Source organism: Mesorhizobium sp. WSM4833, assembly GCF_055811095.1.
In genome coordinates this window covers 78,653-105,389 of the sequence record NZ_JBVVQG010000013.1, presented here as the reverse complement: position 1 = coordinate 105,389, position 26,737 = coordinate 78,653, and the positions used below count along the sequence as shown (strand labels likewise).

Sequence of the window (26,737 nt, the reverse complement as noted above, 5' to 3'; positions counted from 1 at the left end):
CTGCCGGCAAAAGCAGTGCCCGTGGCAACGAGGATGGCGGCGGCGGTAAGAGCGATCTTGGTCATTTTAATTACTCCTGAGTTCAAGTTTGGGTCGATATCGGCAGTCGCGATTAGCGGCCGAAGAGGTTGCGGTCAGCGCCCTGCGAAGCGGGAGCCTGGACGGTCTGCGTCGACTTGGAGACCGAAGCGGTGATCGAATGGTCGACAGCGACGGCAGGCTGATTGGCGTTGGCCGAGCCATAATTGTCGCTGCCGGCAAAAGCAGTGCCCGTGGCAACGAGGATGGCGGCGGCGGTAAGAGCGATCTTGGTCATTTTAATTACTCCAGTATTTGTCATGTCCGTCTAGTGGCGTGCCCTTGGGAGGAATTTCGCGTCGCTCGGACCACCCCGAGATGGGCTCGCCCTGCCGCGGATTCCAATCACGAAGATGTTCCCCCGCGGCTCGAATCCAGGCCTTGAAATTTGACACAGGGCCTCGGCGGTCATAATTTAACTGTTTGAAATCAGACAGTTAATCGATAACGCCCATCACCAGGCGCGACCGCTCGCCAGGCCGGCGTTCACCATCTGCTACACAGTGCGTCAACAGAAATCGAACTGAACGGTTCGGTTTGAAGCGATTGCGCACCATCTGAACTTCTGGATCTCCTACATTTGCCTTGCGGTTGGATCGAGATTATCGCTTGTGCACGATCATCAATCGGGCGCGACTTGGCGGCGCCAGTTGAAGAAGTGGCGGAAATCCGGGTGACCTGCACCCCAGGACAGCGATAGAAATGCGGTTGCTGCTTGTAGAAGACAATCGCGAGCTGGCGGATTGGCTGGGCAAGACCCTGCGTCAGGCGAACTATGTCGTCGACATCGTCCATGATGGCGAGGATGTCGAACACGCGCTCGCCGCCGGTGACCACGCGCTTGTCATCCTCGACCTTGCGCTGCCGCGCATGAGCGGGCTGGAGGTGCTGCGAATGTTGCGGACGCGCGGCAACCGGGTGCCGGTGATCGTGCTGACCGCAAACGCCAGTCTCGACGGCCGGGTCAAGGGCCTCAATGAGGGCGCCGACGACTATCTGGCCAAGCCCTTCCAGATCGAAGAGCTCGAAGCACGAATCCGCGCGCAATTGCGCCGTGCCAATGACCGCACCGCGCCGGTCGTTGCCTGCGGTGATCTCGTCTTCGACACCAACACGCGGCTGTTTTCGCTTGCCGGCGAGGCGATGGCGCTGACACCGCGCGAGCATGCCGTGCTTGAGCAATTGATGGTCAAGGCCGGACGCACGGTGAGCAAGGCGGCATTGTCGGCCGCGATCTACGATTTCGAGACCGACGCCGATCCCAGCGCCATCGAGATCTACGTGCACCGCGTGCGCAAGAAGCTCGAAGGGTCGCGGGTCCAGATCGCCACACTGCGTGGCCTCGGCTACCTCTTGCGCCAAGACGATTTGGCGCCGTGACGATCCTGGCGCCATGAGGATCAACAGCCTCCGCCTGCAATTGCTGGCATGGGTGGTGCTGCCGCTTGCCGGGCTCGCGACCATCAACCTGTGGACCAGCCAGCGCAACGCACTGGCGACCGCGGACCTGGTCACCGACCGGATGCTCGTCGGATCGGCGCGGGCGATTGCCGAGCAGGTCGCCATGGTCGACGGCGTGCTCGATGCCACGGTGCCCCCGGCGGCGATCGAGATGTTCGACACCGGCGACCGCGACAGCGTCTACTATCGCGTCGAGACAGCCGGCGGGCGGCTGCTGACCGGATATCCCGACCTGCCCGAAGCGCCGCAGCATGCCAGTGTCGAGGCCCCCTACCGCGATCACCAGCTGCGGCTCCTGACCCTTGGCCATGCGGTGATCGGCGCCGGCAACGACTCGCCAATATCAGTCACCGTGGGCGTCACCCTTGCCGGCCATGACGCCATGGTCAAACAGCTTTGGTTCAGCGCCTTTGCCCAGCAACTGGCGCTGGTGGCGATTGCCGGCGTGTTCGTGCTGCTCGGCTTGCGTCGCGGCCTGGCGCCGTTGATCCGGCTGCGCGATGCGGTACGCTCGCCAAACCGCAGCGACCTTGACCCCGTCGAAGTGCCCGGTGCGCAAAGCGAGATCCGCCCGCTGATCGACGCCCTCAACGCCTACATGGAGCGCGTGCGGGCGCAGATGGCGGCGCAACGCCGCTTCATCGCCAATGCGGCGCACCAGCTGCGCACGCCCCTGGCGCTGCTGTCGACACAGGCAAGCTATGCGCTTCGCGAAAGTGCCGCCGATGCCCGCCAGGAGGCGCTGGTGGCGCTGCAGGCGAGTTCCGGCAAACTGGCGCGGCTGGCCGAACAGCTCTTGACCCTGTCACGCGCCGAGCCAGGCAGCCGGCGGCCGCGCGCCGACCGCATTGACCTGGCGGAAGCCGCCCGGCACGTGCTGGAAACCCTGGCGCCAACGGCCATCGATCGCAAAATAGATCTCGGCCTCGAGGAGGCTGGCCCCGTTCCGGTCATCGGCGACGGCACCATGCTGCGCGAGATGATCGTCAACCTCGTCGACAACGCGCTGCGCTACTCCCGGGCTGAGGGCAGTGTCACGGTGAAGCTGGCGGCCATCGACGGCGAAGCCGTGCTGACGGTCGCCGACGACGGGCCTGGCATTCCGGCGGACGAGCGAGACCATGTCTTCGAGCGCTTCTACCGTATTGCCGGTTCGACCGAGGAAGGCAGCGGGCTGGGGCTCGCCATTGTACGCGAGGTCGTCGAAAATGCCGGCGGCCGCGTCACCCTTGGGGATGGCGCGGCCGGCGGTCTGTTGGTTGAGGTCAGGCTGCCGCTGGCCTGACCGGTCAGGCTGCCCCTGGTCTGACCGATCACGTTCCCTGCTCGTTGAACGGCGCCGGCCGCCACTTCACGACATAGTTCTCGAAGCGGGTGATGATGAACTCCACCACCAGCGCCATGACAGCCAGGATGATCATCGCGGCGAACACGCCATTGGCGTTGAAGGCGCCCTGCGCGGTCGAGATCAGCAGGCCCATGCCTTGCTTGGCGCCGAGGAACTCGCCGACCACCGCGCCGACCAGCGCGAAGCCGAAGCTGACATGCAGGCTGGCGAGGATCCAGCTCATCGCCGAAGGAATGATGACGGTGCGGGTGATCTGGAACGGCGAGGCGCCAAGGATCTGGGCATTGGCGATCATTGCCCTGTCGGCCTCGCGCACACCCTGGAAGGCGTTGGCGAAAACAACGAAGAACACCATCACCACGGCAAGCGCCACTTTGGACGCCATGCCGAGGCCGAGCGCGATGATGAACACCGAGCCGAGCACGACGCGCGGCACCGAATTGGCGATCTTGATGTAGATCGAAAAGACATCCGCCAACAGCCGATTGCGGCCGAGGATGATGCCGGCGGCGATGCCGCCAAGGGCACCGATGACAAAGCCGAGGAAGGTTTCCTCCAGCGTCACGTAGATCTGCAGCCAGAGTGGGCCTTGCGAGGTGCCTTCGGTGATCCACGACCAGATCTGCTGCCAGATGCCAGAAGGGCTGGCGAAGAAGAACGGGTCGATGATGTTGTAGTCGGCGCCGAGTTCCCACAGGCCAAGGAAGACGACCAGGATCGCCAGGCGCAAGGAGATGACAAGCGCGTCGCGGCGGCGCAGCCTTGCCCTCGCCCGGGCTTCGGCAACGGCGATGGAAGCATCGCGGACGGCGGCCTGGTTGGCGGTCGGAGAGATTGCGGTCATGCTGTTTCTCCTTTCAATGTCCGGTCTGCAAGGTCCGGCTCTGGCCGAGCTGCACTTCCTCGCGCAGATCGTTCCAGATCACCTTGGCGATCTCGACGAAGTTCGGGTCGTAGCGGATGTCGGCCATGACGCGCGGGCGCGGCAGGTCGATGCGGTAGACGCTCTTGACCGTGCCCGGCCCAGCGGTGAGCACATAGACCTTGTCGGCCAGCGCCACCGCCTCCTCTAGGTCGTGGGTGACGAAGACAACCGAGGATTTCTGCTCCGACCACAGATCCAGCAATTCGTCCTGCATGGCGGTGCGCGTCTGCATGTCGAGCGCGCTGAACGGCTCGTCCATCAAAAGGATCTTGGGCTGGTTGATGAAGGTCTGCGCCAGCGCGACGCGCTTGCGCATGCCGCCCGAAAGCTGGTGCGGATAGTGCTTCTCGAAGCGGCCGAGGCCGACGCGGGCGATCCAGTCGCGGGCGCGGTCGTAGGCCTGCGCCTTTGGCGTGCCGCGATAAAGTGGACCGGCGGCGACATTGTCGATGACACTGCGCCAGGGAAACAGCGCATCCGCCTGGAAGACAAAGCCGATGTCCCGGCTGATATCGGTGACCGGCGTGCCCATGACGCGGACATTGCCGGTCGTCGGCCGCAACAGGCCGGTGACCAGGTTGAGCGTCGTCGACTTGCCGCAGCCGGTCGGCCCGACGACGCAGGCGAACTCGCCGCGCGCCACGGTCATCGTGAAATCGCGGATCGCCGTCATCATGTGCCCGTCGGGCGTGACGAAACGCAAGGTCACATCATCGATGGCGATCGCGGCGTCGGCTTGTGGCGCGGCCTGAGACAGCTTCTCGGCCGCCATGGGTTGCACTTGCATGGCGCACTCCTGTCGCAATGGGGCAAGGGAGCCCGCGGCAGTGCCACGGATCTCCAGGTGTTCGGGAGGCCGCGCCGCTGCCTTCTTGATTCAAGCAGCCGGCGCAAGTCCTTGTTATTCAACGAGTGGTAGGCTGGCGCCGCTATTTGGCGGCGTCGACGAATTCGGTCGTGTAGGTCTTCGACAGGTCGATCTGCTTGCCTTGCAGGCTCTTCGAGAATGTCGAGAGAACCTTGAGCACGGTCGGCGGACCATCGGCCGGCATGCGGCCATCCGGCGTGAACATCGCCTTGCCGCCGGCCAGCCCCTGCACGTAAAGGTCCCGGTTGCCGGCATAATAATCCTTCGGCATCTTGTCGGCGATCTCTTCGGCCGAATGCGTGGCGATGAATTTCATCGTCTTGACGAAGGCATTGGCGAGCTTCTGTGCCTCATCCTTGTGGCCTTCCAGCCAAGAGGACTGGACATAGAAGGACGCCGCCGGATAGTCGCCGCCCAGCGCTTCCTTGGTCTTTTCGGGCGTGCGCATGTCGACCAGGATGCTTGCCTCGCCGGTCTTGAGCAGTTTGGCGATGGTCGGCTCGGTGGTCATGCCGGCCTGGATCTGGTCCTGCTTGACGGCGGCGATGAAGGTGTTGCCGGCGCCGACCGGCAGCAGCGTGTAGTCGCCGGGCTTCAGGCCGCTGCGCACGGCAAGATACTGGGTCAGGAAATCGGTCGAGGAGCCGAGACCGGTGACGCCGAGCGTGGCGCCCTTGAAATCGGCGGGCGACTTGATCTCCGGGTGCTTGGCGGAGACCAGCTCGACCTCACCAGGCGCTTGGCTGAACTGGACGATCGACTGGATGTATTTGCCCTTCGACTGCAGGTCGACGGTGTGATCGTAGAAGCCGACAACGCCTTGGACGGCACCGGCCAGCAGTTCATTTTCGGCCTCGACCCCGGCGCGCGAGTTGAGCAGTTCGACATCGAGCCCCTGGTCCTTGAAGTAGCCGAGCTGCTGGGTGAGCACGGCAGGCAGATAGATCTGCTTTTCCATGCCGCCGACGATGATGGTGATTTTGTCGGCAGCCGAAGCCACCGTGGCGCTTGTGGCTGCAATAGCAAGGGTTAGCGCCGCTGTGCGCAGGGCGCACTTCGAGATGAAACCGGTCACGAAACTTCCTCCACTTGGGCGGCGCGCCATCCCGGCTGCGCCGCATTCCTCCTTACCGGCCGCTCCCGCACCGGTCACACGGCGAACGCCGCAATGACTTCATGGCACGCCCAAGCTTTCAGCTGGCTTTCAGTCGTTTTAACGGCCGTTGAAATGGAATCCGTTGTGGCTGCCGGTCACGGAGCGCCGAAACCGAGAACGTCGCGCATGTCGTATTCGCCGGGCGGGCGTCCCTCGAGCCAGAGCGCGGCGGCAATGGCGCCGCGGGCGAACATGACGCGGTCGCCGGCCGCATGCGACAAGGTCACAAGCTCGCCGTCGACACAGAAGCTCACGCTGTGTTCGCCGATGATGCTGCCGCCACGCACCACCGCGAAGCCGATCTCGCCGGCAAGCCGCGCGCCGGCAACGCCATCGCGAACATGCCGCGCCACCGCGTCGAGCTCGACCTTGCGGCCGCCGGCCACGGCCTGGCCAAGCATCAAAGCGGTACCTGACGGCGCGTCGATCTTGTGTCGGTGATGCGCCTCGAAGACCTCGGCGTCCCAGTCTTCGGGATCGAGCGCTGTCGCCGCCTGTTCGACCAATCCGACCAGCATGTTCAGCCCCAGCGAAAAGCTGCCGGAGCGCACGATGGCGATGGTCTTCGCGGCCTCGGCGATGTCGGCGAATTCAGTCGCATCGAAACCGGTCGATCCGATGACCAGGGCCGGCCCGCCGCGGGCGGCGCAAAACCTTGCCAGGTCAGCCGAGGCCGCCGGCGTCGTGAAGTCGATGACCACATCGGCCGTGGCAAGCGCCTCCTCGCGGCTGACCAGCCCATCGCCGACAGCGCCGGGCCGATGGAACCGCGCAGCGAGCGCCAGCCGTGGATCGACCCGCACGGCGTCCGTCATCTGGCGGCCCATGCGGCCGAGCGCGCCGGCGATGGCGATCCTGATCGGCGGCTGCGGCATGGCCTCGGCTATTTCCACATGCCGCGCATGCGTGCGCCGATGTCGACGCGCACCTCCGGCCGGGCCGCCCTGCCCTGTGCTGCCTGTGCGCTCGGCCACGACACCTGCTGGAATGCGGCAAGGATCGAAGCCGGGATGAAACGGGTGCGCGAGGCATAGAGATGGCGGTCGCCGCGCGCCGCCTGGCCATGTGGAAAGAAACGCTGCGGCATGACCAGGTTGAGATTGTCCTTGGCCCGCGTCATTGCCACGTAGAGCAGCCGGCGCTCCTCCTCGATGTCCTCCTTGGTGCCGACGCCGAGATCGGCCGGGATGCAGCCATCGACGGTGTTGAGCACGAAGACATTTTTCCACTCCTGGCCCTTGGCCGAGTGGATGGTCGACAGGATCAGATAATCCTCGTCGCGATGCGGCGGCCCAGCCTGGTCGCTGGTGGCGTCCGGCGGATCGAGCGTCAGTTCGGTCAGGAAGCGCTCGCGCGAGGCATAGCCCGAGCCGATCTGCTCAAGTTGCAACAGGTCGGCCCGGCGCGTCGTCGCGTCCTCGTGGATGCGTTCCAGATGCGGCTCGTACCACAGCCTGATCTGTTCGAGGTCGGCCGGCCATCTGGCGCCGGCGCGCAGGCCGGAATAGAGCGAGACGAAGCCAGGCCAGTCATCGGCAGCGCGTTGCGGCGGACGCCAGCCGGCCAGCCCCATGGCCTCGTCCAGCGCCGTCGTCATGGTCTCGACGATCTGCGCGGCGGCCGAAGGGCCGATGCCAGGCAAGAGTTGCAATACGCGAAAACCGGCGACACGGTCGCGCGGATTTTCGGCAAAGCGCAGCACCGCCAGCACATCCTTGACATGGGCGGCATCGAGAAACTTCAGGCCTCCGAATTTGACGAAGGGAATGTTGCGCCGCGTCAGTTCGATCTCCAGCGGCCCGCTGTGATGCGAGGCGCGAAACAGCACCGCCTGGGATTTCAGCGCTGTGCCCGCCTCGCGCTCGGCCAGGATGGTGTCGCAGACGAAATTGGCCTGCTCGACTTCGTCGCGCACGGTCACCAGTTTTGGCCTGTCGCTGGATTTGCGCTCCGACCACAGGTTTTTGGTGAAGCGCTCCGAGGCTTCGCCGATCACCGCGTTGGCGGCAGCAAGGATGGTCTCGGTCGAGCGGTAATTGCGCTCCAGCATCACCACGTCGGCGGCTTGCGCGAACTGATTGGGGAAGTCGAGGATGTTGCGAACCTCGGCGGCGCGGAACGAATAGATCGATTGCGCATCGTCGCCCACCACCGTCAGCCCGGCGCCGTCGGGTTTCAGCGCCATGAGGATCGAAGCCTGCAGGCGATTTGTGTCCTGGTATTCGTCGACCAGCACATGGTCGAAACGCCCGCCCAGATGCGCTGCTATCTCGGGCTCCGCCGCCATCTGCGCCCAGTAGAGCAGCAAATCGTCGTAATCGAGCACGTTTTGCGCCTGCTTGGCCTCGACATAACCGGCGAACAATTCTTTCAGCTGCTCCGCCCAGCCGGCGCACCAGGGAAAGGCGGAACCCAACACCTCGTTGAGCGGCGCCTGCGCGTTGACGGCGCGCGAATAGATGGCAAGGCAAGTGCCCTTGGTGGGGAAGCGCGCTTCCGTCTTCGAGAAGCCGAGCTCGTGGCGGACCAGGTTCATCAGGTCGGCGGAATCCTCGCGATCATGGATGGTGAAGGCCGGGTCGAGGCCGATCTCCAGCGCATAGTCGCGCAACAGCCGCGCGCCGATGCCGTGAAAGGTGCCGGCCCAGGTCAGCGCATCGGTGATGACGGCTGCATCGCGGCCGAGCACCTCGCCGGCAATACGCTCGACGCGCCTGGCCATTTCGGATGCGGCGCGGCGCGAAAACGTCATCAGCAGGATGCGGCGCGGGTCGGCGCCCTTGACGATCAGATGAGCGACGCGATGCGCCAGCGTGTTGGTCTTGCCAGATCCGGCGCCGGCAATGACCAGCAACGGGCCGGCAATCTGACCGGCGCCGTGCTCGACGGCCTGGCGCTGGGCATCGTTCAGCCGCGCGAGATAGGCAGGCTGGACGGTCGGTTCCCGAAAGGTCGAATCAGCGGTGGCGAGGTTCATCGCCCATCAAGCATCGTTTCTGCTTTGTTCGCAACATCGATGCGGGCACACCTAACCCATGCAGGACTGGGGCCGGTCTGAAGAGAAGGGATCGCGGCTAGCGTTGCGGATCGACACCCATGTCGGCCGACTGCCGTCGCAAGGTCTCGCGATCAGGTTGCGACGGCGGCAACAGCAGCGGGTCGACCGTATCGGGCACGTTTTCGACCATCTTCCTGGCGATGCGATAAGTGACATAGGCGAAGGCGCCGGCGACGAGCAGACGGAACATGGTGCAACACTCCTTTGGAGCAGAACCAACCGGGGAAACCGCCTTTGGTTCCCTTGCCAATCGTCCACGCGCGCAGTCGAAGATGGAGGGCGGTTTCGCCAGCGCTCCCGATGCATTCTCGAGGCAACCGGAGGCGGAACTTGGCCTTTGCGAGGTTCGCGTGCTGCCGCAACCCGCTGTGGCGTCCCGGACGAACTTTTGGAGAAGAAGGCCGGCGCCGCTTGGGAGGAGTGAAGCGCCGGCCAAGCGGATAATTAGGTCCGCCGCACAGGTAAGGCTAGCTGAGTCTTTCCCCCGCGTCATCGGAACATTGTTTTTGTTAACAGCGTATCTGCCCGCGACTCTACCCATATCCGGCTCGCGATACGCATGTTTGACAATAGTGACGCCGCGATCATCTCCCGGCCGCGAGCCTTTGCCTGACCAGCGCGACATGGAAATTCGTGCCGAACAACAGCCCCTCATCGTCGAAGTCGTAGCTGGAATTGTGCAGCGGCGCCGAGCCCTCGCCATTGCCGAGGAAGGCGAAGCAGCCCGGCACATGGTCGAGGAAGCGGGCGAAATCCTCGGAGGCGGTCATCGGCTCGCGGGCGACGGCGATGTTGCCGGGTTCGAAGACGCCTCTGGCGGCGGCGAATGCGGCATCGACCAGTTCGGCATCGTTGCGCAGCGGCACAAACTCCCTGCTGTACTTGACCTCGGCGGTGACATTATAGGCGGCAGCGATGCCCTCGGCGAGAATGCGCATCTGCCGCTCGATCTCGGCGCTGACCTCGGGACGGAAGCTGCGCGCATCGCCGAGGATGCGGGCAAGACCGGGCAGAGCGTTGCGGGTGCCGTCGGTGATCAGCTCGGTCACCGAAACCACGGATATGTCGGCCGGACTCAGTCGGCGCGAGACGATGGTCTGCAGATTGGTGACCAGCGCGCAGGCCGCGACCAGCGTCTCGTTGCCCGCATGCGGCCGCGCGGCATGGCCGCCGAGCCCCTTGAGCACGATCTCGAAGTTGTCCTCGGCCGACATTATGGGTCCGGCACGGGTCTCGAAATGCCCGATCGGCAGGCCGGGCATATTGTGCAGGCCAAATATCTCGTCGAAGGGAAAGCGCTGCATCAGCCCATCGTCGAGCATGGCGAGCGCGCCCCTGCCCCATTCCTCGGCCGGCTGGAAGACGAAGCGCACGGTGCCGTCGAAACCGCCCTCACCGGCCAGCAGCTTTGCCGCGCCGAGCAGCATGGTGGTGTGGCCGTCATGGCCGCAGGCATGCATGATGCCGGGATTGCCGGACCGGTAAGATGCGTCCGATTGTTCTGATATGCGCAGCGCATCCATGTCGGCCCTCAGCGCAATCGCCCGGTTGCCGCTGCCGCGCTTCAGCGTGCCGACGACACCGGTGCCGCCGACGCCTTCGGTGACATCGTCCAACCCAAATTCGCGCAGTTTGGCGGCGACGAAGGCTGCGGTACGCTTCTCCTCGAAACCGAATTCGGGATGCGCATGCAGATCGCGCCGCCAGAAAATCATCTCCTGCTTCAGCGCGTCGCGATCGAGTTCAGACATTCTTCTGCCCCTTCTGCTTCTGCCCCTTCTGACCTACTTTGCCAGTTGCGCGGCCACATCAAGCAGGATGTTGGCGCCGGCAACAAGCTCGGCGTCATCGGTGTGTTCGCGAGGACTGTGACTGATGCCGCCAACGCTCGGCACGAAGATCATCGCCGCAGGCGCGATACACGCCAGCATCTGCGCGTCGTGGCCGGCGCCTGATGTCATGCGCCTGACCCCGAGGCCACGGCGTTTCGCGGCGGCCTCGATTTGTTCGACGATGCGCAGGTCGAAGATCACCGGTTCGAAGCGGGCCAGTTGCTCGACCGAAACCGTCACGTTCTCAGCGGCGGCAAGCTGCTCGAGATAGGCGGCAAGCGCCGCTTCCGCCGCCTGCAGGCGCTGTTCGTCGGGATCGCGCAGATCGACGGTGAAGACCGCGCGCGAAGGGATGACATTGATGGCATTCGGCTCGAAGCGGATCGTGCCGACGGTGGCGACGGTCGGCGCGTTCGAGGCTTTGGTCCGGTCGAGCAGGAAGGTGATGACCCGGGCGGCGGCGTGGCCGGCATCGTTGCGCATCGACATCGGCGTGGTGCCGGCATGGTTGGCGACGCCGTCGATGGTGATGCGCTGCCAGGAGATGCCTTGCAGATTCTCCACCGCGCCGACCGGCAAGCCTTCGCGCTCCAGCACCGGCCCTTGCTCAATATGCAGTTCGAGATAGGCGTGCGGCGTGAGGAAGCCGGGCTCCCGGTCGCCGGCATAGCCGATGCGGGCAAGCTCCTGCCCGAGCACGCTGCCGTCGGTGCCGACGGCCGCCAGCACCGTTTCGGCATCGATGCCGCCGGCGTGGACCAGCGAGCCCATCATGTCGGGTGTGTAGCGTACGCCCTCCTCATTGGTGAAAGCGGCGACCGCGACCGGGCGCGACGGCGAAAAGCCCGTCGCCTTGAGCGTCTCGATCACTTCCAGCCCGGCAAGCACCCCGTAGCAGCCGTCATAAATGCCGGCATCGATGACGGTGTCGAGGTGCGAGCCGATGAGCAGCGGCGCTTGCCCGGTAATTTCCGGGTTTTGCCAGATGCCGAAAATGTTGCCGACCCGGTCGATGGCGACATCGAGCCCGGCCTGCCGAAGCCAGCCGACGAAGAGGTCGCGGCCCTGCCTGTCGGTGTCTGAGGCGGCCAGCCGGGTCAGCCTGCCCTCGCCATCCCGGCCAACAGCGCCGAGTTCGCGGATGCGGCCGAGCAGGCGCTGCGCATCGATGGCGATCATGCCGTTGCCTCGACTGTCATCTTGCCTTCCAGCACATCGGCCGGGTTCATGCCAACCAGTTCGGCGTAGCGATGCGGGTCGGTGGCGCCTTCGGTGTTGATCACCAGCACCCGCGATTTGCCGTCGAGTTCAAGATCGGCCCGGTTGTCGGCCACCGCCCGGATCAGCCCGGCAAGGCCGACACCACCGCTTTCGCCGGCGACGATCACCGGGTCACCGCCGGCCGGCCAGGCCAGCCGCCGCATCACCGCGATGGCCTCGTCCTCATCCACCGTCATGAAGGCGTCGGCGGCGCGCGCCAGCACCCGCCAGGCGACCGGCGAGGCTTCGTAACATTCAAGCATGGCCATCACCGTCGGCTGGCCGTGCGCGACCTTGACCGGACGCCCGACCTGGGCGGCTGCGAGAACACAAGCGGCACGCGCCGGCTCGACCACGATGAAGGTCGGCCTGGCGTCACCGAGCACGATGGCCAGATGACCGGCCAGCGCGGCGGCAATGCCGCCGACACCGGCCTGCACGAAGACGTGGGTCGGCGTCCGAGGGAGTTGACGCAAGGCTTCGCGTACGATCGCGGTATAGCCCTGCATGACCAGGCCGGGAATGCGCTCATAGCCCGGCCACGAGGTGTCGGAGACCACGGTCCAGTCCTTGTCGGCCGAAACCTGGGCAGCTTGCCTGACCGAATCGTCATAATTGCCGTGGACGCGGATCATCTCGGCGCCATAGCGGGCGATCGCCGCGATGCGCTCCTCGCTGATCCCGGCGTGGACGAAGATCGCCGCCCGCGCGCCGACGAGTTGCGCGCCCTGTGCGACGGAGCGGCCATGATTGCCGTCGGTCGCACAGGCAAATGTCATCGCCGCGGCGACCGCCCGCACGTCAGCCTGATCGAGATCGGCCATGTCGACGGGCCGGCCAAGGCGACTGCCGGCCTCCTCCAGCATCAGGCGGAAGACGGCATAGGCGCCGCCAAGCGCCTTGAAGCTGCCGAGGCCGAGGCGAAAGCCCTCATCCTTGATATGGATGGCGCCCAGTCCGAATTCACTGGCGAGCGCCGGCAGTGCATGCAGCGGCGTCATCCGGTGATTGTCGCGGTGGCTGAGAAAACGCTCGACTGTGTCGGCTCCGGCCACGCCAAGGGTTTCGGCATCGATCGGATCGAGCGGCCGGCGGTGCGATGCGTTGCGGTTGAGCAGGAACATTGGCCGGTCCCGTTGGTCAGCGAGAACATATTGCAGGAGCGACGCAAAGAGCGCTGTAATATGGTCTCTTAAATGCAAGTTTGTTTCGTCCGGGATATTCCATTGCCTGCATTGCCGTCCTCGCTCGATAGTTTCGATCTCGCCATCCTTGCCATCCTGCAGCGCGACAACACGACGCCGCAGCGGTTGATCGGCGAGGCGGTGAACCTGTCGGCGCCGGCGGTGCAGCGCCGCATCAAGCGCATGGAGCAGACCGGCGTTATTGCCGGCAATGTCGCTGTCGTCGAGCCGGCAGCGGTCGGCCAACCCATCACCATCTTCGTCGAGGTGGAACTCGAGAGCGAACGCGCCGAACTGATCGACGCGGCCAAGCGGCAGTTCTCGGCGACCCCCGAGGTCCAGCAATGCTATTACGTCACCGGCGAGGCCGACTTCATCCTGGTCATCACAGTGGCCGACATGGGCGCCTATGAGGCGCTGACGCGAAAACTGTTCTTCGACAGCAACAATGTCCGCAAATTCCGCACGTTCGTTGCCATGGACCGGGTCAAGGTAGGGTTGACGGTGCCTTTGCCTGTCTAAATATTTGTCGCGCGGCAGGCCTTTACTTTTCCCACCATGTTTTTGACATTCTCGGGCTGTGAATTCTGCCGCGGAGGCGCGCTTGGACGACACCACCCCAGTTGCGATCATCGGTGCCGGGCCGGCGGGCCTGGCCATTGCCGCGTGCCTGCGGGAGAGCGGGCAGGATTTCGTCCTGCTGGAAAAGGAGCAGCAGGCCGCACCCGCCTGGCGACGCCACTATGAGCGCGTCCATTTGCACACGGCCAAGCGCTTTTCCTCGCTGCCCTTCGCGCCCTTTCCCAGGGACTATCCGCGTTATGTGCCGCGCGATCTCTTCGTCGACTATCTCGATGCCTATGCGCAACGTTTCGATCTGCGGCCGCGATTTGGAGAAACAGTGCGGGCGATCACCCGGCGGGGCAGAAGCTGGCTCGTGGATACGACGACCGGTCCCTTGCATGCTTCAAACGTTGTGATTGCATCTGGCAACAACGCAGAGCCGCTGATGCCCGGATTTGCCGGCGCCGATGCCTTCAAGGGCCAAAAGCTGCATAGCGCCGACTATCGCAACGCAGTGCCTTTCGCCGGCCGGCCGGTGCTGATCGTCGGCATGGGCAATACCGGCGCCGAGATCGCGCTCGATCTGGTGGAAGGCGGTGCGCGGCCGACGATTTCGGTGCGCGGCGGCGTTCATATCGTACCGCGCGAACTGCTTGGCGTGCCCATCCAAATGATCGGCATGGCGGCGCGCCTGATGCCGCAGCGCATCAACGATGCCTTGTTTCCCATCATCCTCGATCTGGCGTTGGGCAGGCTCGGGAAATATGGGCTCAGGCGGCCGCAGCAAGGAATGTTGCAGCAGATCGCGCTCTCGTCGCGCATTCCGACGATCGATATTGGCACGGTGCGCAAGATCCGCGAAGGCGCGATCAAGGTCGCACCCGACATTGCCGAGATCACCGAACAGGGCGCCCGTTTTGCCGATGGCAAGCATGGCGAGTTCGATGCGATCATCTTCGCCACCGGCTTCCGGCCCGGCTACGCCAAATTGCTGGAGCCCGGCGTTCAGCCAGAGCGCAGCGGCGTCAATGCGAGGGCTTCAGAGCTTGGCCTCTATCTCATCGGCTTTCACAATCCGGTCACCGGATTGCTGCGCGAAATCTCGATCGAGGCCGAGCAGATCGCCGACGACATCAGTCTTAGGCGAAACCGAAAGAAGGTGGCCGAAGCCCTGCCGGTATAATTTGACGCGAGAGCAACTGAGTTCTCTCACCTTGCCGCGCGCAGCCAGACCTTGTTGTCGTGGAAGGCAGCACCCCCATAGGGTGCAGGCGCGTCGGCGCCGGTCAAAACGTTGATGCCCTCGCCGCGCTCATGGGCGCTGTTTGGCCAGATGCCTTCGGCGATCACCACGCCACGCTTGATGCCGTCGAACAGTTTTGCATGCAGCACGACTTCGCCGCGCTGGTTGCCGACCTCGACACGGTCGCCATCGGCCAGCCCAAGTGCCGCGGCATCGTCGGGATGTAGAAGCAGTTCCGGGCGGCCCTCCCTGGCTTTCGACACCGGTGTTTCCGAGAATGTCGAATTGAGGAAGTTGCGCGCCGGCGACGTCGTCAGCCGGAACGGGTGGGCTTCGTCGGCGACCTCGATCAGGTCGACATGGTCGGGGAATTCCGGCAGCCGCGCCACCGGGCCGAACAGGCCCATGCTTTTGGGCGGCCGGTTGGGCGCCGCCTGCCCGGTCCAGTCGGCGCGGAAGCGGAATTTTCCATCCGCATGGCCAAATCCGCTGATGAAGTGTGCTGCCTCGAAATCCGGCTGCAGGTCGACCCACTTGTCTTGCTTCAAGCTTTCGAAACTGCCCAGCCCGCGCTTGCCCAGGATGATGTCGATATGCTGCTGCTCGGTCAGGCCGAAACCCGGACGGTCGGCGACACCGAGGCGATCAGCCAATTGCTCGATGACGAAATGGTTGGTGCGCGGTCCCTCCGGCGGCTCGATCAGCTTGGGGCCAAGCGTGATGTGCTGGTTGCCGCCGCCCTTGTAGACATCGTCGTGCTCGAGGAACATCGTGGCCGGCAATACGACGTCGGCAAGCTTGGCCGTGTCGGTCATGAACTGCTCGTGCACGCAGGTAAACAGGTCGTCGCGCAGGAAGCCTTGCGTCACCAGCCGCTGCTCCGGCGCGACATTCACCGGATTGGTGTTCTGGATCAGCATCGCCGTCACCGGCGGGCCACCATAGAGCGCATCGCTGGCTCCGGTCAGCACCGGGCCGATGCGCGAATGGTCGAGATAGCGGATCGAGGGATCGCGCATCTTGGTGCCTTCGAGCACATCCTGGTTGAGCTTGAAGATGCCGGAATTGGAATGGAAGGCGCCGCCGCCCTCATATTGCCAGCTGCCGGTGACAGCCGCGATGCACGAGGCGGCATGCATGTTGACGGCGCCATTGCGCTGGCGTGCAAAACCATAGCCGAGGCGGAAATAGGTCTTCTTGGTCGTGCCGACGAGGCGGGCGAAGGCCTCGATCTCGGCGACCGTCAAGCCGGTGATCCCGGCCGCCCACGCCGGCGTGCGCGTCTCGAGATGCGCTTCCAGCCCTCTCGGGTCGTCGGTGTATTTCGAGAGATAGGCGCGGTCGGCCATGCCCTCCTTGAACAGCACATGCATGACCGCGCAGGCCAGCGCGCCATCGGTGCCTGGCTTCAGCACAAGGCCGAGATCGGCCTGCTTCATCGTCGCGTTTTCGTAGACGTCGATGACGACGATCTTGGCGCCGCGCTCCTTGCGCGCCTTGATGGCGTGGGTCATGACGTTGACTTGAGTCACCACCGCATTGGTGCCCCAGATCACCACGCAATCGGATTTCGCCATCTCGCGCGGGTCCGGCCCGCGCAAGGCGCCGGCGCCCACCATCCAGCCGGTCCAGGCGAGATTGGTGCAGATCGACCCGAAAAAGCCGGAATATTTCTTGGCGTGGCGCAGCCGGTCGATGCCGTCGCGCTGCACCAGCCCCATCGTGCCGGCATAATAGTAGGGCCAGACCGTCTCCGAGCCGTAGCTCTCCTCGGCCGCAATGAACTTTTCGGCGACAAGGTCGAGCGCGGCCTCCCAACTCGCTTCCTTCCAGGTGCCGCCGCCCTTGGTGCCGGCGCGGATCAGCGGCTTCAGCAAACGGTCGGGATGGTGGACGCGGTCGGCATAACGCGCGACCTTGGCGCAGACGACGCCGGCCGTGTAGCTGTTGGACTTGGCGCCATGGACGCGGCCGATGCGATTGCCGTCGAGCAGTTCGACCTCGAGCGCACAGGTCGACGGGCAATCATGCGGACAGGCGGAATGGCCGATTCTGAGCTTGGCGTGCTGGTTCATGCGGCAAGACTAGCGGGTTTCAAAGGGCGCGTGTAGGGCCAGATGATTAGCCAATCTCCCCACTTGTGGGGAGATTGCGTAATCACTCCGCCGTGCCTTCCTCATACTCTGCCGACATGGACAGCCACTTTTCCTCGTGGCCGGCCAGCGTCTGGGCCAGTTGCGAGCGCTCCTTGGCCAGCCGGGTCGCTGTCGAGGGATCCTTTTCGTACACCGCCGGATTGGACAGTTCGTCCTCGATGCCGTCGATGCGCTTGCGGATGCGGTCCATCAGCGCTTCGGTGGCGCGGATTTCCTTGGCCAGCGGCTCGAAGGCGGCGCGGCGTGCCGCCGCATCGCGACGGCGGTCGGCCTTTGATGCCTTGTCGGCCTCGCGCTTGCCGCGGCGGTCGCCGGACACGCCGGTGACCAGCGTCTTGTAGTCTTCCAGATCGCCGTCATAGGGGTTGACCGCGCCGTCCTTGACCAGCCACAGCCGGTCGGCGGTTGCCTCGAGCAGATGGCGATCATGCGAGATCAGGATGACGGCGCCAGGGAATTCGTTCAACGCATGGATCAGCGATTCGCGGCTGTCGATGTCGAGATGGTTGGTCGGTTCGTCGAGGATGAACAGGTTCGGCCCCTCGAAGGCCGACAGGCCCATCAGCAGCCGCGCCTTCTCGCCGCCCGAAAGATCCTTGGCGGCGGTGTTCATCTTCTCGGTGGTGAGGCCGAACTGGGCGACGCGGCCGCGTACCTTCGATTCCGGCGCCTCCGGCATCAACCGGCGGACATGCTCGTAGGCGTTTTCGTCCGGCCGCAGATCGTCGAGCTGATGCTGAGCGAAGATCGCCACCTTCAGCCCGGGCGCCACCGTCATGGTGCCGCTCTCCTGCTTCAACCGGCCGGACAGCAGTTTGGCGAAGGTCGACTTGCCGTTGCCGTTGGCACCGAGCAGCGCGATGCGGTCGTCGGCGTCGATGCGCAGCGTCATCTTCTTAAGGATCGGCTGCCCCTCGGTGTAGCCGACATTGACGTTGTTCAGCGCCACGATCGGCGAGGCCACCGTCTTCACCGGCTCGGGGAAGGAGAACGGCCGCACCGAGTCGTTCACGAGGGCCGCGATCGGCTTCATCTTTTCCAGTGCCTTGATGCGCGACTGTGCCTGTCTCGCCTTGGAGGCCTTGGCGCGGAACCGTTCGACGAAGGATTCCATGTGCTTGCGCGCGGCTTCCTGCTTGACGCGGCCCTTCTCCTGCAATTCCTTCTGTTCGGTGTATTGACGCTCGAACTGGTCGTAGCCGCCGCGCCAGAAGGTCAGCTTCTTCTGGTCGAGGTGAACGATCGAGTTGACGGCGCGGTTGAGCAGGTCGCGGTCGTGCGAGATCAAAAGCACGGTGTGCGGATATTTCGACACGTAGTTTTCCAACCACAGCGTGCCTTCAAGATCGAGATAGTTGGTCGGCTCGTCGAGCAGCAGCAGATCGGGCTCGGCAAACAGCACCGCGGCGAGCGCCACGCGCATGCGCCAGCCGCCGGAAAAGGAGGAGGCCGGACGCCGTTGCGCAGCGTCATCAAAGCCGAGGCCGGCGAGAATGGTGGCGGCGCGGGATTCGGCTGAGTGCGCGTCGATGTCGGCAAGCCGCATATGGATGTCGGCGATGCGGTGCGGATCGGTCGCCGTCTTTTCCTCTTCGAGCAACGCCGTGCGTTCGAGATCGGCCTTGAGCACGATCTCGATCAGCGCATCCTCGGTGCCTGGCGCTTCCTGCGCCACCTGGCCGATGCGGGTGCTCTTCGGCAGGCTGATCGAGCCTGTCTCGGACGGGAAATCGCCGGTAATGGCCTTGAACAGCGTCGTCTTGCCGGTACCGTTGCGGCCGACAAGGCCGGCTTTGGTGCCGGCCGGCAAGGTCAGCGAGGCATGGTCGAGAAGCAGGCGTCCGGCCATGCGGAGCGATAGGTCGTTGATGATCAGCATGGCCGCGCTTTTGCACCGGACATCAACGCTTCGCAAGGCCTTGCGGGCCAGTTGGCCGCACAAGGCCTCGAAACGACGCCCGCGAGGGCGCCGTCAAAGCAGCCGAACGGTGGCTTGCCTGCTCTCAGGCAGTCGCCTTGCGCTTCGTTGCCTTGGCGACAGCGGCCGGCGCTGCTGCCGGCTTGCGGCCCAGTCCCGTCGACTTTGCCAGCGCCGATCGCGTCGCCGAGTAGTTTGGCGCAACCATCGGATAGTCCGGCGGCAAGCCCCATTTGGCCCGATAGTCGTCCGGGCTCAGGCCGTAGTCGGTCCGCAGGTGCCGCTTGAGCGACTTGAACTTCTTTCCGTCCTCAAGGCAGATGATGTAGTCGGGAAATACCGACTTCTTCGGATTGACTGCCGGAACCAGGTTTGGTGTTTCCGCGACAACTGCACCAGCGAGCTTGCGAACCGAAGCACTGACGCTGGCAATCAACTCAGGCAGGCCGGAAGCCGGAAGGGGATTGTTGCCTACATAGGCCGAGACAATATCGGCCGTCAGCTCGATAACGGTCTTATCATCGATATTTGACAATTCTTTCACCTTATTTGCGACAAAATCCTCCACCCCAGCGAAGACTTGTGTCGATGTATCTCTTTAACCGCGTCCCCCAACGGACCGCCAAGTCTCATAAAAGAATGAAGAATCGGCCAAAATAGCATTCATGCGAAATCGACGCCGTGCAAATTAGAAAATCTAATACTTGGAACCAGCAGACTTAGCGGCAGGACTTTCGTCCAATATCTCCAGAATACGCTTCCAGCGGGCGCAGCACGCGAAATCCTTTTGTTCTATCGCCTTTTCGGCCCTCATCGCGGCGCAAAGCGGTGCCTCGACGCCGAATTCGTCGATCAGCCAATGCGCTTCCTGAATGGCCAGACGCTCATTCTCGTCAAACATGGTTTTCGGCCTCCGAACGTTCCACACCGACCGCGACACAACTGCCGATGACGAGGATGGCTCCGACAATGGCCGTCACCGTCAGCCGTTCGCCGGACAAGGTCAAAAGCAGGGTCGAGGCGATCGGCGTGAGATAGGCGACCACCGCGACCCTGCCGCTGCCTTCAAGCTTCAAGGCGCGCGACCAGAAATAGTAGCCCAAGCCCATCGGACCGGCGCCGAGATAAAGGCCGAGAGCCAGGTCCGCGCCGATGGGCCAGGTGAAACCGTCGCGAGCGCACCACAGAAACGTCAAAGCGACGCCGATCAACGATGAGGGCAGCAACAGGCGATCGGCTGGGGTGGCGACCCGTCCCACCATGATCGAATAGAAGGCCATGCACAGCGCCGACCCGAATGCGGCGAGATATCCGACCAGATCGCCGTCGAACCAGGATTGGTTGCGCCCTCCCGAAATCACCAGTGCGACGCCGATGAAGCCTACCACCGCGGCGAGACCCAACAGTGCCGGACGCCGCGGATTTTCCAAGGCAATGACTGCCGCCGCGACCATCAACGGCCAGGTGTAGGCGACCAGATTGGCCTCGATCACCGGCATCGAAGCGAAGGCGATGTATTGCAGCACCATGGTGCCGACCAGACCGATGAAGCCGACCGCGAGAGAGATGAACGCCGCCCCGGCCGTGACCGGTGCTACTCTTTCCCGGCTCATCAATCGGATGGCCCGGCTCATCAATCGGATGGCGGCGAAGACGAGTGCAGCGCCTGCAAATTGCAGGAACTGGACCTGCGACACCGGATGGCCGGCCAGCAGGGATTTGCCGATCAGGGCATTGGTGGACCACAACGCCACCGCACCGGCAGCGAAGACCAACGCGGATATCGAGCCGGATCCCTGCCGAAACAATCGGCATGGGATTCTATTTTGCTGTTCGACCATGATCCTGTCCGAAAACCGGTTCCGACTTTTCGGGATCATGGTTCACTACCATGATTCCCTGGCTCCGCCCGGAACCGGAGCATCGACGGCGGCGGGCACGGGATGCTCCGCCTCGAACCGACGGTAGGCCGGGAGCTGGTTGGTCCAGACATCTTCGGCCAGTTCGCTGACCCACTCACGGTCGTGGTCATTGTCGGCGGCGAGATAGAACATTCTGTTGTCGTCGACATAGGGTTTGGCCACCGAGCGCTGGTTGAGCACCAGCGTGACGCGCTCGCCGAACCGGATCGGCGCGGTGCGATGCAGGACGCCCAGGAACTGGCCGAGCGTCGCGTAGTTCATCTTGTGATCGATGCGCATGACACTGTTGCGCGGGATCTCGCGGCCGGATTCGAGAATGGCGCGGCCGGTTTCGGAGTCGTCGCAATAGATTTCGAGGTGGCCGCCGACCAGCGGATTGCTGATCGACAGCGGAATGAGCTCGGTGACCGGAACGCCATCGCAATGCCACTCCACGGCGCCGTCCCTGGGATTCATGAAGGTGACCGTCGAGCCGACGATCGACAGCGGATAGGGCTCCAGCTTGGTGCCCATCATGTCGGACAGCCGCTCCAGGCGCAGCTTGTCATGCAGCAATTCCCTGATCTCGGGGATGAAACGGTCGGCCCCGGTGATGAAGGTCAGATCGAGGTGCTTGTGCACGGCATGGCTGGCCTTGAGCTTCAGGGCAGCCTCCTCGATCGCGGCAAGCAGTGCCGGGTCATAGCCGTGCAGATATTGCGCGACACCGAAACTCGACACTTTCCAGGCGGTTTCATGGCCGATAATGGCTTCGCGGCTCATCGCATAACGCAGTTCGGGAATGGTATGGGCGTTCATTGTACTTCTCCAGGATGGGGGCAACACTTGGTAAACAGTCGATTAATTCACCCACCCCTGTAAAATTAGGAATGCTGGTGCTAGTGTAAGCCAAGCTTAAGGTCGAAACCGTGCGTCTGCTCAGTCAGGTCAACCTCAATTCGCTGAAAATCGTGGAAAGTGCTGCAAGGCACGGTAATTTCACGCGCGCCGGTGAAGAACAGTTTATTACCGCTTCAGCGGTCAGCCAGCGCGTGAAAAGCCTGGAGGATCAGCTTCGTTTCAAGATTTTCCAGCGCGGCGGCAATGCGGTGTCGTTGACGCCGGAGGGCGAGACCTATGTCTCGCGCGTTCGCGAGGCGCTGGAGCGAATCGTCGCCGCCAGCATGGAAGCGACCGGACAATCGCAGGAGCATGTGCTAAAAATATCGGTGCTGCCGACCTTTGCGGCACGCTGGCTGTTTCCGCGCCTGCCGCTGTTCCAGCAGCAATATCCCGATATCGTGATGCGGGTCTCAACCTCCTACGCGACGCATGAGCTCACGGCCTCGGAATTCGATCTCGAAATCCGTTATGGCGACGGTCACTTTCACGGGCTGCAATCCGATCTGCTGTTTCGCGAAGACCTGACACCGGTGTGCAGCCGCAAGCTGTTCCACGAAGTCCTCGGCGACAAGCGGCTGTCGAAGGTGACACCGGACGACCTCAAGCACTTCACCCTGCTGCATTCCGACACCTGCACCCAGAATTGGCAGTCCTGGCTTGGTTTCGCCGGCGCCAGCTTCGTGCTCAGCGAGACCAAGAGCATCTATTTCGACTCGTGCATGATGTCCTACGAGGCAGCCAATTCCGGGATGGGCTTTGCGGTGGCCAACCGTGCCTATATGGCCAGCGACATCCGCGCCGAAAGGCTGGTGGCTCCCTTCGCCGTCCATCATCCGAACACGGCTGGCTGGTATTTTGTCTCTCCGCTGAAAGGCCTTGCCGCACGCAAGGTCCAGTTGTTCAAGCAGTGGGTAATGGCGGAAGCGGCCCTGACCCAGTCCCAGTTGGACAACGAAATCAGGGGCGAGGCTTCGACGGCTGCCTGAATCCATCCGGTGCCTACTGATGCAAAGACGATGCTGCAGCACAAAATGCAGCGATGGTCGGCACAACCTTCGGACTGGCTACGCCAACGCCACCGATCAGGCGAAAGCCCTGCCCTCCTCGGTCCGCTGGAAAAGCATCAGGTCCAACCCCAGGCTTGGCCGTCCCAGGATGGTCAAGATCGTATGCGCCTGGCCGCGATGGTGGGTCTGGTGGTTGAAGACATGGTCCAGCGCCGGCGCCAGCCTTTGCGAGACGGTGCGCATGTCCGAGACGGTCATGTAGGTGAACCGGCCCGTCAACGCCTTGTCATTGAGGCCGCCGACCCAATCGATGATCCGCCTGTCCTCGGCTTCACGCGCCGCCCGCAGGCCGGTCAACCCCCGATGCAGGATAGCGTCCAGTGTCGTCGGCGCGTCGCCCTCCCCGGTGAAGCGCTTCATCCAGATGCGGTCGGCAGTCAAAAGGTGGTTGAGCGTGCCCATCATCGAGCCGAAGAAGGCGCCGACATCGCGGTTGAATTCCTCATCATCGAGTTCGGCGGCGGCATCATAGATGCGACCGTTGGCCCATTGATTATAGGCCGCAAACATCATGAAATGCTGTCTCATGGCTTCCCTCGGCTCGCGTCGATGCGGGGCCTACCTAACCCGCACGGGAGCCGCCGCCAATGACCATTCTGCTTTATGATCTCGTCGGACGCGACAGCACACGTCCGTTCAGCCCGCATTGCTGGAAGGTGGCGATGGCGCTTGCCCACAAGGGGCTCGACATATCAACCGTACCGACGCGCTTTCTCGAGGTGCCCGCTGTCGAGGGCGGCGTTTCGAAAACCGTTCCGGTGATCCGCGACGGCGAGACAGTCCTCGCGGATTCCTTCGCCATCGCGCTCTATCTCGATGAAGCCTATCCGGACCGGCCGACGCTGTTTGGCGGTGAAGGCGGCGAGGCGATGGCGCGCTTCATCGAACGCTGGTCGCAAGTGACCATTCATCCCTACGTGACCACCGCGGCCATCATGGACCTTCATGCCATGCAGGACGCGGAAAACGCCGTCTATTTCCGCCAGAGCCGGGAGCAGCGTCTTGGCAAGAGGCTGGAGGAGGTGACGGCCGCCAGGGAAGCCGGGCTCGGCACTTTCAGAGCCTCGCTGGAGCCATTGCGCTCGATGCTTTTCTATCAGCCGTTCATCGGCGGCGCGGCGCCGCTGTTTGGCGACTATATCGTCTTCGGCGCCTTGCAATGGGCGCGCATAGCCTCGCCCTACCAATTGCTCGACGACGGCGACGTGGTGGCGCAGTGGTTCACCCGCTGCCTCGACCTGCATGGCGGGCTGGGACGAAAGGTCGCCGCCGCGGCTTGACCCCGTAAAGCAGTAACTTACTTGGCCGCCTTCTTTGGCTTGCCGGCCTTCGTGGCAGCCTTTGCCTCCTTGGGGGCGGCTTTTGGCTTGGCGGCGCCAGCTGCCTTCTTGGTTGGCTTTTTGGCTGCCGACTTGTCCGTGGCGTCCTCCTGGTCGACATCCGCCGCCGCCTGATGCCAATGGCGCTCATGATGTCCAGCCGGCTGGCCCTCTTGCAGCCAGATCTGGTGCGCACGGTTGCGAATGCGTTCCTGACGATCGTCTGTCATGGTCATGTTGTCTCCATACGGCCCGACCTCAGCGCGGCGCCGGCACGCGACTATAGCAAGCAAAGCGTTGCTGTGCAGCCGTCTGATCGGGGGCCCTTGGCAATGGGCCGGGCGGCTTGTATAGAGCCCGCCACTCTCAATTCCATTCTCAGACAAGGACGACCCATGGCGCTCGAACGCACATTTTCCATGATCAAGCCGGACGCAACCCGGCGCAATCTCACCGGCGCCATCACCAGGATGCTGGAAGAGGCAGGCCTGCGCGTCATCGCCTCGCGCCGGGTCTGGATGAGCCGCCGCGAAGCGGAAGGCTTCTATGCCGTCCACAAGGACCGCCCTTTCTTCGGCGAATTGGTTGAATTCATGTCGTCGGCACCGACCGTCGTCCAGGTGCTGGAAGGCGAGAACGCCATTGCCAGGAACCGCGAAGTGATGGGCGCCACGAACCCGGCCAACGCCGCCGAAGGCACCATCCGCAAGGTTCATGCGCTGTCGATCGGCGAAAACTCCGTGCACGGCTCCGACGCACCGGAGACCGCGGCAGAAGAGATCAAGTACTGGTTCTCGGACACCGAGATCGTCGGCTGAGCCGACGATCCAGACCTTGGATTCCGTAAAAAGAAGGCCGGCGTTTCGCCGGCCTTTTTCGTTGGGGGTCAGCTCGCCGCGCTAAAGCGCAGGATCTCGCGGCCATCCTTGCCTGATATGATGAGCTTGCCGGCCTCGACACGGTATGACGCCGCCTTGGCCAGCGCATCGAACAGCGCCTTTTCCTCGGCCATCACCTCTGGCGCACAGGCCTTGTAGGTCGAACCGATGTCTCCGATCACGATCGTTTGCCCATTGACCTTGGCGGTGGCGAAATAGGTGTTGCAGGGGCCGCTGCCGCCCGCCTTGCCGGCCTCGCTGACCCTGAATGTCGCTTGCGGGGCAGCGATGACGCCGATGCCGTCGACATAGTCGACCAGCCAGAGCTGGTCGAAGACCGAAACCGTCGGCTCGGCGTTCGGGGCGACCATCTTCAGCATGATGGTCTGCGGCACGTCGGTCAGCGGATCGACCTGATGGCGCATATCGGAGATGAACAGGAGCTTGTCGTCGACGGTGATGCGGGCTTGCAACGCGTAAGTCATCTGCGACCGGATGACGGAAGGGTCGAATTTGATCTCGAAGCTGATCGGCACCTGGCCGGTCGGCTTCACTTTCTGCTCGCCGATAATGGTGGCCGGCGCATCGGCCAGCGACACATCGGCAAGTTGCACAGAGAGCACGGCACTGGGCGGCAAGGCAATGCGCTCGCGATAGATCACTTCGCCTCTCACTGCCTTTTCGGCGGCAACAGACTGCTCAGGAACGGCCAATATGCCGACGACCAGAGGCACGAAACCGAAGATGAAGAACTCCGCGATCCTGTCCAGCATGACCATCTCCCTCACCCCGGGCTGCCAATGCCCCGGGCTGCCAATGCCCAGGCTGACCAATTCCGCCAATTGGCCAAAGGATTGCGGTCAATGCATGGCTGCGGCGATCTTATTCGGACGCTTTCCAGCGTTGCGCGGCCGTTGCATCGGCTTCCTTGGCCTCGACCCAGCCACCCTCCGAACCGTCAGCCCGATGCTCCTTCTTCCAGAAGGGCGCGCGCGATTTGAGATAGTCCATGAGAAAATTCGCCGCCTCGAACGCCGCATGGCGGTGCGCGGAGGCTGCCACCACCAGCACGATGTTCTCGCCGGGCGCGATCTTCCCGTGGCGGTGGATGGCGGTGAGCCCCTGCAACGGCCAACGCTCGACCGCTTCAGCAGCGATGCGGGCGATTTCTGCTTCGGCCATACCGGGATAGTGTTCGAGCTCGAGCGCTGAGAGCGCGCCCTGCTCGTCGCGGCAAAGGCCTGAGAAGCTCACCACGGCGCCGATATCGGCGCGGCCTTGCGTCAGTCTGGCGATTTCGGCGGCGACGTCAAAATCTTGGCGCTGAATGCGCACGACAGGTATGATCCCGCCGGTCATGTCAGCCCCCGGTCATCGGCGGGAACAGCGCGATTTCGCGGGCGCCCGCGATCTTCTCGCGGTGCTCGACATGCTCCTGGTTGATGGCGACGCGGATCACGTCGGGATATTGCAGCGCGTGCTCGTAGCCCTCGCCGCGCGATTTCAGCCAGCGCAGGAGATCGGCGACCGTCTCGATGCCAGCCGGCAAGTCGACGTCTTCCTCGGGCATGCCGATGCGCTCGCGCACCCAGGCAAAATAGATGAGCCGGGTCGTCAT

Annotated in this window: 28 protein-coding genes and 1 pseudogene; 7 read left to right on the top strand and 22 right to left on the bottom strand. The window is 63.6% G+C overall.

Annotated elements, in window-relative coordinates; translation table 11 throughout:
• Window positions 1-65, bottom strand: a pseudogene (locus AC0L2D_RS24305) (DUF680 domain-containing protein); the annotation flags it as partial.
• A 47-nt stretch (window positions 66-112) separates the two neighbouring features.
• Entirely contained in the window at window positions 113-316 is a 204-nt protein-coding gene (locus AC0L2D_RS24300) for a DUF680 domain-containing protein (RefSeq protein ID WP_013532451.1), read from the bottom strand.
• Window positions 317-780: 464 nt separating this feature from the next.
• On the opposite strand from AC0L2D_RS24300, the gene AC0L2D_RS24295 reads away from it, so the two are divergent.
• Both AC0L2D_RS24295 and AC0L2D_RS24290 read left to right on the top strand, forming a co-directional pair.
• Entirely contained in the window at window positions 781-1,458 is a 678-nt protein-coding gene (locus AC0L2D_RS24295) for a response regulator (RefSeq protein ID WP_473542743.1), read from the top strand.
• A gap of 13 nt (window positions 1,459-1,471) precedes the next feature.
• Window positions 1,472-2,824, top strand: a complete 1,353-nt coding sequence (locus tag AC0L2D_RS24290; RefSeq protein WP_063171818.1) for a sensor histidine kinase — start codon at window positions 1,472-1,474, stop codon at window positions 2,822-2,824.
• 28 nt (window positions 2,825-2,852) lie between these two features.
• On the opposite strand, the gene AC0L2D_RS24285 is transcribed toward AC0L2D_RS24290, so the two are convergent.
• From AC0L2D_RS24285 to AC0L2D_RS24245, 9 genes are all read right to left on the bottom strand, one after another.
• Window positions 2,853-3,731: an ABC transporter permease gene (locus tag AC0L2D_RS24285; RefSeq protein ID WP_473542741.1), complete on the bottom strand. Its 879-nt coding sequence runs from the start codon at window positions 3,729-3,731 to the stop codon at window positions 2,853-2,855.
• Between the two features lie 13 nt (window positions 3,732-3,744).
• Window positions 3,745-4,599, bottom strand: a complete 855-nt coding sequence (locus AC0L2D_RS24280) for an ABC transporter ATP-binding protein (protein WP_013532455.1) — start codon at window positions 4,597-4,599, stop codon at window positions 3,745-3,747.
• Window positions 4,600-4,741: 142 nt separating this feature from the next.
• On the bottom strand, window positions 4,742-5,755 hold the full coding sequence (locus tag AC0L2D_RS24275) for an ABC transporter substrate-binding protein (RefSeq protein WP_027163344.1): 1,014 nt from the start codon (window positions 5,753-5,755) through the stop codon (window positions 4,742-4,744).
• Window positions 5,756-5,931: 176 nt separating this feature from the next.
• A complete protein-coding gene (gene dapB, locus AC0L2D_RS24270; RefSeq protein WP_473542739.1) occupies window positions 5,932-6,711 on the bottom strand; it encodes a 4-hydroxy-tetrahydrodipicolinate reductase in 780 nt (259 codons plus the stop codon).
• Window positions 6,712-6,719: 8 nt separating this feature from the next.
• The gene (locus tag AC0L2D_RS24265) at window positions 6,720-8,813 is read right to left on the bottom strand and encodes an ATP-dependent helicase (protein ID WP_063171816.1); all 2,094 of its coding nucleotides are present in this window, start codon (window positions 8,811-8,813) and stop codon (window positions 6,720-6,722) included.
• Window positions 8,814-8,910: 97 nt separating this feature from the next.
• The gene (locus AC0L2D_RS24260; RefSeq protein WP_013532459.1) at window positions 8,911-9,084 is read right to left on the bottom strand and encodes a hypothetical protein; all 174 of its coding nucleotides are present in this window, start codon (window positions 9,082-9,084) and stop codon (window positions 8,911-8,913) included.
• 394 nt (window positions 9,085-9,478) lie between these two features.
• Window positions 9,479-10,645, bottom strand: a complete 1,167-nt coding sequence (locus tag AC0L2D_RS24255; RefSeq protein ID WP_473542736.1) for a M20 aminoacylase family protein — start codon at window positions 10,643-10,645, stop codon at window positions 9,479-9,481.
• Window positions 10,646-10,678: 33 nt separating this feature from the next.
• Window positions 10,679-11,905: a Zn-dependent hydrolase gene (locus AC0L2D_RS24250; RefSeq protein WP_063171814.1), complete on the bottom strand. Its 1,227-nt coding sequence runs from the start codon at window positions 11,903-11,905 to the stop codon at window positions 10,679-10,681.
• Window positions 11,902-13,110 (bottom strand): diaminopropionate ammonia-lyase, encoded by a 1,209-nt coding sequence (locus tag AC0L2D_RS24245; protein WP_473542734.1) that lies wholly within the window; start codon window positions 13,108-13,110, stop codon window positions 11,902-11,904. Before AC0L2D_RS24245 ends, AC0L2D_RS24250 begins: the two co-directional genes overlap by 4 nt.
• Window positions 13,111-13,212: 102 nt before the next feature.
• Here AC0L2D_RS24245 and AC0L2D_RS24240 point away from each other — a divergent pair, with 102 nt between their 5' ends.
• The gene (locus tag AC0L2D_RS24240) at window positions 13,213-13,692 is read left to right on the top strand and encodes an Lrp/AsnC family transcriptional regulator (RefSeq protein WP_013532463.1); all 480 of its coding nucleotides are present in this window, start codon (window positions 13,213-13,215) and stop codon (window positions 13,690-13,692) included.
• Between the two features lie 82 nt (window positions 13,693-13,774).
• A complete protein-coding gene (locus AC0L2D_RS24235; protein WP_473542732.1) occupies window positions 13,775-14,917 on the top strand; it encodes a flavin-containing monooxygenase in 1,143 nt (380 codons plus the stop codon).
• 26 nt (window positions 14,918-14,943) lie between these two features.
• Here the strand turns inward: AC0L2D_RS24235 and AC0L2D_RS24230 are convergent, their stop codons facing one another.
• From AC0L2D_RS24230 to AC0L2D_RS24205, 6 genes are all read right to left on the bottom strand, one after another.
• Complete coding sequence (locus AC0L2D_RS24230; protein WP_473542730.1) at window positions 14,944-17,052, bottom strand: molybdopterin-containing oxidoreductase family protein; 2,109 nt, start codon at window positions 17,050-17,052, stop codon at window positions 14,944-14,946.
• A gap of 82 nt (window positions 17,053-17,134) precedes the next feature.
• Entirely contained in the window at window positions 17,135-19,012 is a 1,878-nt protein-coding gene (locus AC0L2D_RS24225; protein WP_027162727.1) for an ABC-F family ATP-binding cassette domain-containing protein, read from the bottom strand.
• Between the two features lie 124 nt (window positions 19,013-19,136).
• Window positions 19,137-19,586 (bottom strand): Ros/MucR family transcriptional regulator, encoded by a 450-nt coding sequence (locus AC0L2D_RS24220; protein ID WP_013532467.1) that lies wholly within the window; start codon window positions 19,584-19,586, stop codon window positions 19,137-19,139.
• Window positions 19,587-19,748: 162 nt separating this feature from the next.
• On the bottom strand, window positions 19,749-19,952 hold the full coding sequence (locus tag AC0L2D_RS24215; RefSeq protein WP_473542728.1) for a hypothetical protein: 204 nt from the start codon (window positions 19,950-19,952) through the stop codon (window positions 19,749-19,751).
• Complete coding sequence (locus tag AC0L2D_RS24210; RefSeq protein WP_064993164.1) at window positions 19,945-20,892, bottom strand: DMT family transporter; 948 nt, start codon at window positions 20,890-20,892, stop codon at window positions 19,945-19,947. Before AC0L2D_RS24210 ends, AC0L2D_RS24215 begins: the two co-directional genes overlap by 8 nt.
• A 45-nt stretch (window positions 20,893-20,937) precedes the next feature.
• Window positions 20,938-21,771 (bottom strand): hypothetical protein, encoded by an 834-nt coding sequence (locus AC0L2D_RS24205; RefSeq protein ID WP_024504290.1) that lies wholly within the window; start codon window positions 21,769-21,771, stop codon window positions 20,938-20,940.
• 110 nt (window positions 21,772-21,881) lie between these two features.
• Between AC0L2D_RS24205 and AC0L2D_RS24200 the strand changes: the two genes are divergently transcribed.
• Entirely contained in the window at window positions 21,882-22,841 is a 960-nt protein-coding gene (locus AC0L2D_RS24200) for a LysR substrate-binding domain-containing protein (protein ID WP_024504291.1), read from the top strand.
• 96 nt (window positions 22,842-22,937) lie between these two features.
• On the opposite strand, the gene AC0L2D_RS24195 is transcribed toward AC0L2D_RS24200, so the two are convergent.
• The gene (locus AC0L2D_RS24195; protein WP_013532473.1) at window positions 22,938-23,450 is read right to left on the bottom strand and encodes a DinB family protein; all 513 of its coding nucleotides are present in this window, start codon (window positions 23,448-23,450) and stop codon (window positions 22,938-22,940) included.
• Between the two features lie 59 nt (window positions 23,451-23,509).
• On the opposite strand from AC0L2D_RS24195, the gene AC0L2D_RS24190 reads away from it, so the two are divergent.
• Window positions 23,510-24,202, top strand: coding sequence for a glutathione S-transferase family protein (locus AC0L2D_RS24190; protein ID WP_473542725.1), 693 nt, complete (start codon window positions 23,510-23,512; stop codon window positions 24,200-24,202).
• Between the two features lie 17 nt (window positions 24,203-24,219).
• Here AC0L2D_RS24190 and AC0L2D_RS24185 read toward each other — a convergent pair whose 3' ends face one another.
• Window positions 24,220-24,477 (bottom strand): DUF2934 domain-containing protein, encoded by a 258-nt coding sequence (locus AC0L2D_RS24185; RefSeq protein ID WP_013532475.1) that lies wholly within the window; start codon window positions 24,475-24,477, stop codon window positions 24,220-24,222.
• Window positions 24,478-24,636: 159 nt separating this feature from the next.
• Between AC0L2D_RS24185 and ndk the strand changes: the two genes are divergently transcribed.
• Window positions 24,637-25,059, top strand: a complete 423-nt coding sequence (ndk, locus tag AC0L2D_RS24180; protein ID WP_013532476.1) for a nucleoside-diphosphate kinase — start codon at window positions 24,637-24,639, stop codon at window positions 25,057-25,059.
• Between the two features lie 68 nt (window positions 25,060-25,127).
• On the opposite strand, the gene AC0L2D_RS24175 is transcribed toward ndk, so the two are convergent.
• The 3 genes from AC0L2D_RS24175 to moaD all read right to left on the bottom strand — a co-directional run bounded on the left by AC0L2D_RS24175 (window position 25,128) and on the right by moaD (window position 26,737).
• Window positions 25,128-25,892: a YbaY family lipoprotein gene (locus AC0L2D_RS24175; protein WP_013532477.1), complete on the bottom strand. Its 765-nt coding sequence runs from the start codon at window positions 25,890-25,892 to the stop codon at window positions 25,128-25,130.
• A 109-nt stretch (window positions 25,893-26,001) separates the two neighbouring features.
• Window positions 26,002-26,478: a molybdenum cofactor biosynthesis protein MoaE gene (locus AC0L2D_RS24170; protein WP_473542722.1), complete on the bottom strand. Its 477-nt coding sequence runs from the start codon at window positions 26,476-26,478 to the stop codon at window positions 26,002-26,004.
• Window position 26,479: 1 nt separating this feature from the next.
• Window positions 26,480-26,737: a molybdopterin converting factor subunit 1 gene (moaD, locus tag AC0L2D_RS24165; protein WP_013532479.1), complete on the bottom strand. Its 258-nt coding sequence runs from the start codon at window positions 26,735-26,737 to the stop codon at window positions 26,480-26,482.

Excerpts from the sequence above, each read along its gene's own strand:
- AC0L2D_RS24195 (WP_013532473.1), bottom strand. The coding sequence starts at position 23,450 with ATGAGACAGCATTTCATGATGTTTGCGGCCTATAATCAATGGGCCAAC.
- AC0L2D_RS24185 (WP_013532475.1), bottom strand. The coding sequence starts at position 24,477 with ATGACCATGACAGACGATCGTCAGGAACGCATTCGCAACCGTGCGCAC.
- AC0L2D_RS24230 (WP_473542730.1), bottom strand. The coding sequence starts at position 17,052 with ATGAACCAGCACGCCAAGCTCAGAATCGGCCATTCCGCCTGTCCGCAT.
- AC0L2D_RS24210 (WP_064993164.1), bottom strand. The coding sequence starts at position 20,892 with ATGGTCGAACAGCAAAATAGAATCCCATGCCGATTGTTTCGGCAGGGA.
- AC0L2D_RS24205 (WP_024504290.1), bottom strand. The coding sequence starts at position 21,771 with ATGAACGCCCATACCATTCCCGAACTGCGTTATGCGATGAGCCGCGAA.
- AC0L2D_RS24175 (WP_013532477.1), bottom strand. The coding sequence starts at position 25,892 with ATGCTGGACAGGATCGCGGAGTTCTTCATCTTCGGTTTCGTGCCTCTG.
- AC0L2D_RS24300 (WP_013532451.1), bottom strand. The coding sequence starts at position 316 with ATGACCAAGATCGCTCTTACCGCCGCCGCCATCCTCGTTGCCACGGGC.
- ndk (WP_013532476.1), top strand. The coding sequence starts at position 24,637 with ATGGCGCTCGAACGCACATTTTCCATGATCAAGCCGGACGCAACCCGG.
- AC0L2D_RS24225 (WP_027162727.1), bottom strand. The coding sequence starts at position 19,012 with ATGCTGATCATCAACGACCTATCGCTCCGCATGGCCGGACGCCTGCTT.
- AC0L2D_RS24245 (WP_473542734.1), bottom strand. The coding sequence starts at position 13,110 with ATGTTCCTGCTCAACCGCAACGCATCGCACCGCCGGCCGCTCGATCCG.
- AC0L2D_RS24265 (WP_063171816.1), bottom strand. The coding sequence starts at position 8,813 with ATGAACCTCGCCACCGCTGATTCGACCTTTCGGGAACCGACCGTCCAG.
- AC0L2D_RS24285 (WP_473542741.1), bottom strand. The coding sequence starts at position 3,731 with ATGACCGCAATCTCTCCGACCGCCAACCAGGCCGCCGTCCGCGATGCT.
- AC0L2D_RS24295 (WP_473542743.1), top strand. The coding sequence starts at position 781 with ATGCGGTTGCTGCTTGTAGAAGACAATCGCGAGCTGGCGGATTGGCTG.
- AC0L2D_RS24255 (WP_473542736.1), bottom strand. The coding sequence starts at position 10,645 with ATGTCTGAACTCGATCGCGACGCGCTGAAGCAGGAGATGATTTTCTGG.
- moaD (WP_013532479.1), bottom strand. The coding sequence starts at position 26,737 with ATGACGACCCGGCTCATCTATTTTGCCTGGGTGCGCGAGCGCATCGGC.
- AC0L2D_RS24280 (WP_013532455.1), bottom strand. The coding sequence starts at position 4,599 with ATGCAAGTGCAACCCATGGCGGCCGAGAAGCTGTCTCAGGCCGCGCCA.
- AC0L2D_RS24260 (WP_013532459.1), bottom strand. The coding sequence starts at position 9,084 with ATGTTCCGTCTGCTCGTCGCCGGCGCCTTCGCCTATGTCACTTATCGC.
- AC0L2D_RS24190 (WP_473542725.1), top strand. The coding sequence starts at position 23,510 with ATGACCATTCTGCTTTATGATCTCGTCGGACGCGACAGCACACGTCCG.
- AC0L2D_RS24250 (WP_063171814.1), bottom strand. The coding sequence starts at position 11,905 with ATGATCGCCATCGATGCGCAGCGCCTGCTCGGCCGCATCCGCGAACTC.
- dapB (WP_473542739.1), bottom strand. The coding sequence starts at position 6,711 with ATGCCGCAGCCGCCGATCAGGATCGCCATCGCCGGCGCGCTCGGCCGC.
- AC0L2D_RS24170 (WP_473542722.1), bottom strand. The coding sequence starts at position 26,478 with ATGACCGGCGGGATCATACCTGTCGTGCGCATTCAGCGCCAAGATTTT.
- AC0L2D_RS24290 (WP_063171818.1), top strand. The coding sequence starts at position 1,472 with ATGAGGATCAACAGCCTCCGCCTGCAATTGCTGGCATGGGTGGTGCTG.
- AC0L2D_RS24215 (WP_473542728.1), bottom strand. The coding sequence starts at position 19,952 with ATGTTTGACGAGAATGAGCGTCTGGCCATTCAGGAAGCGCATTGGCTG.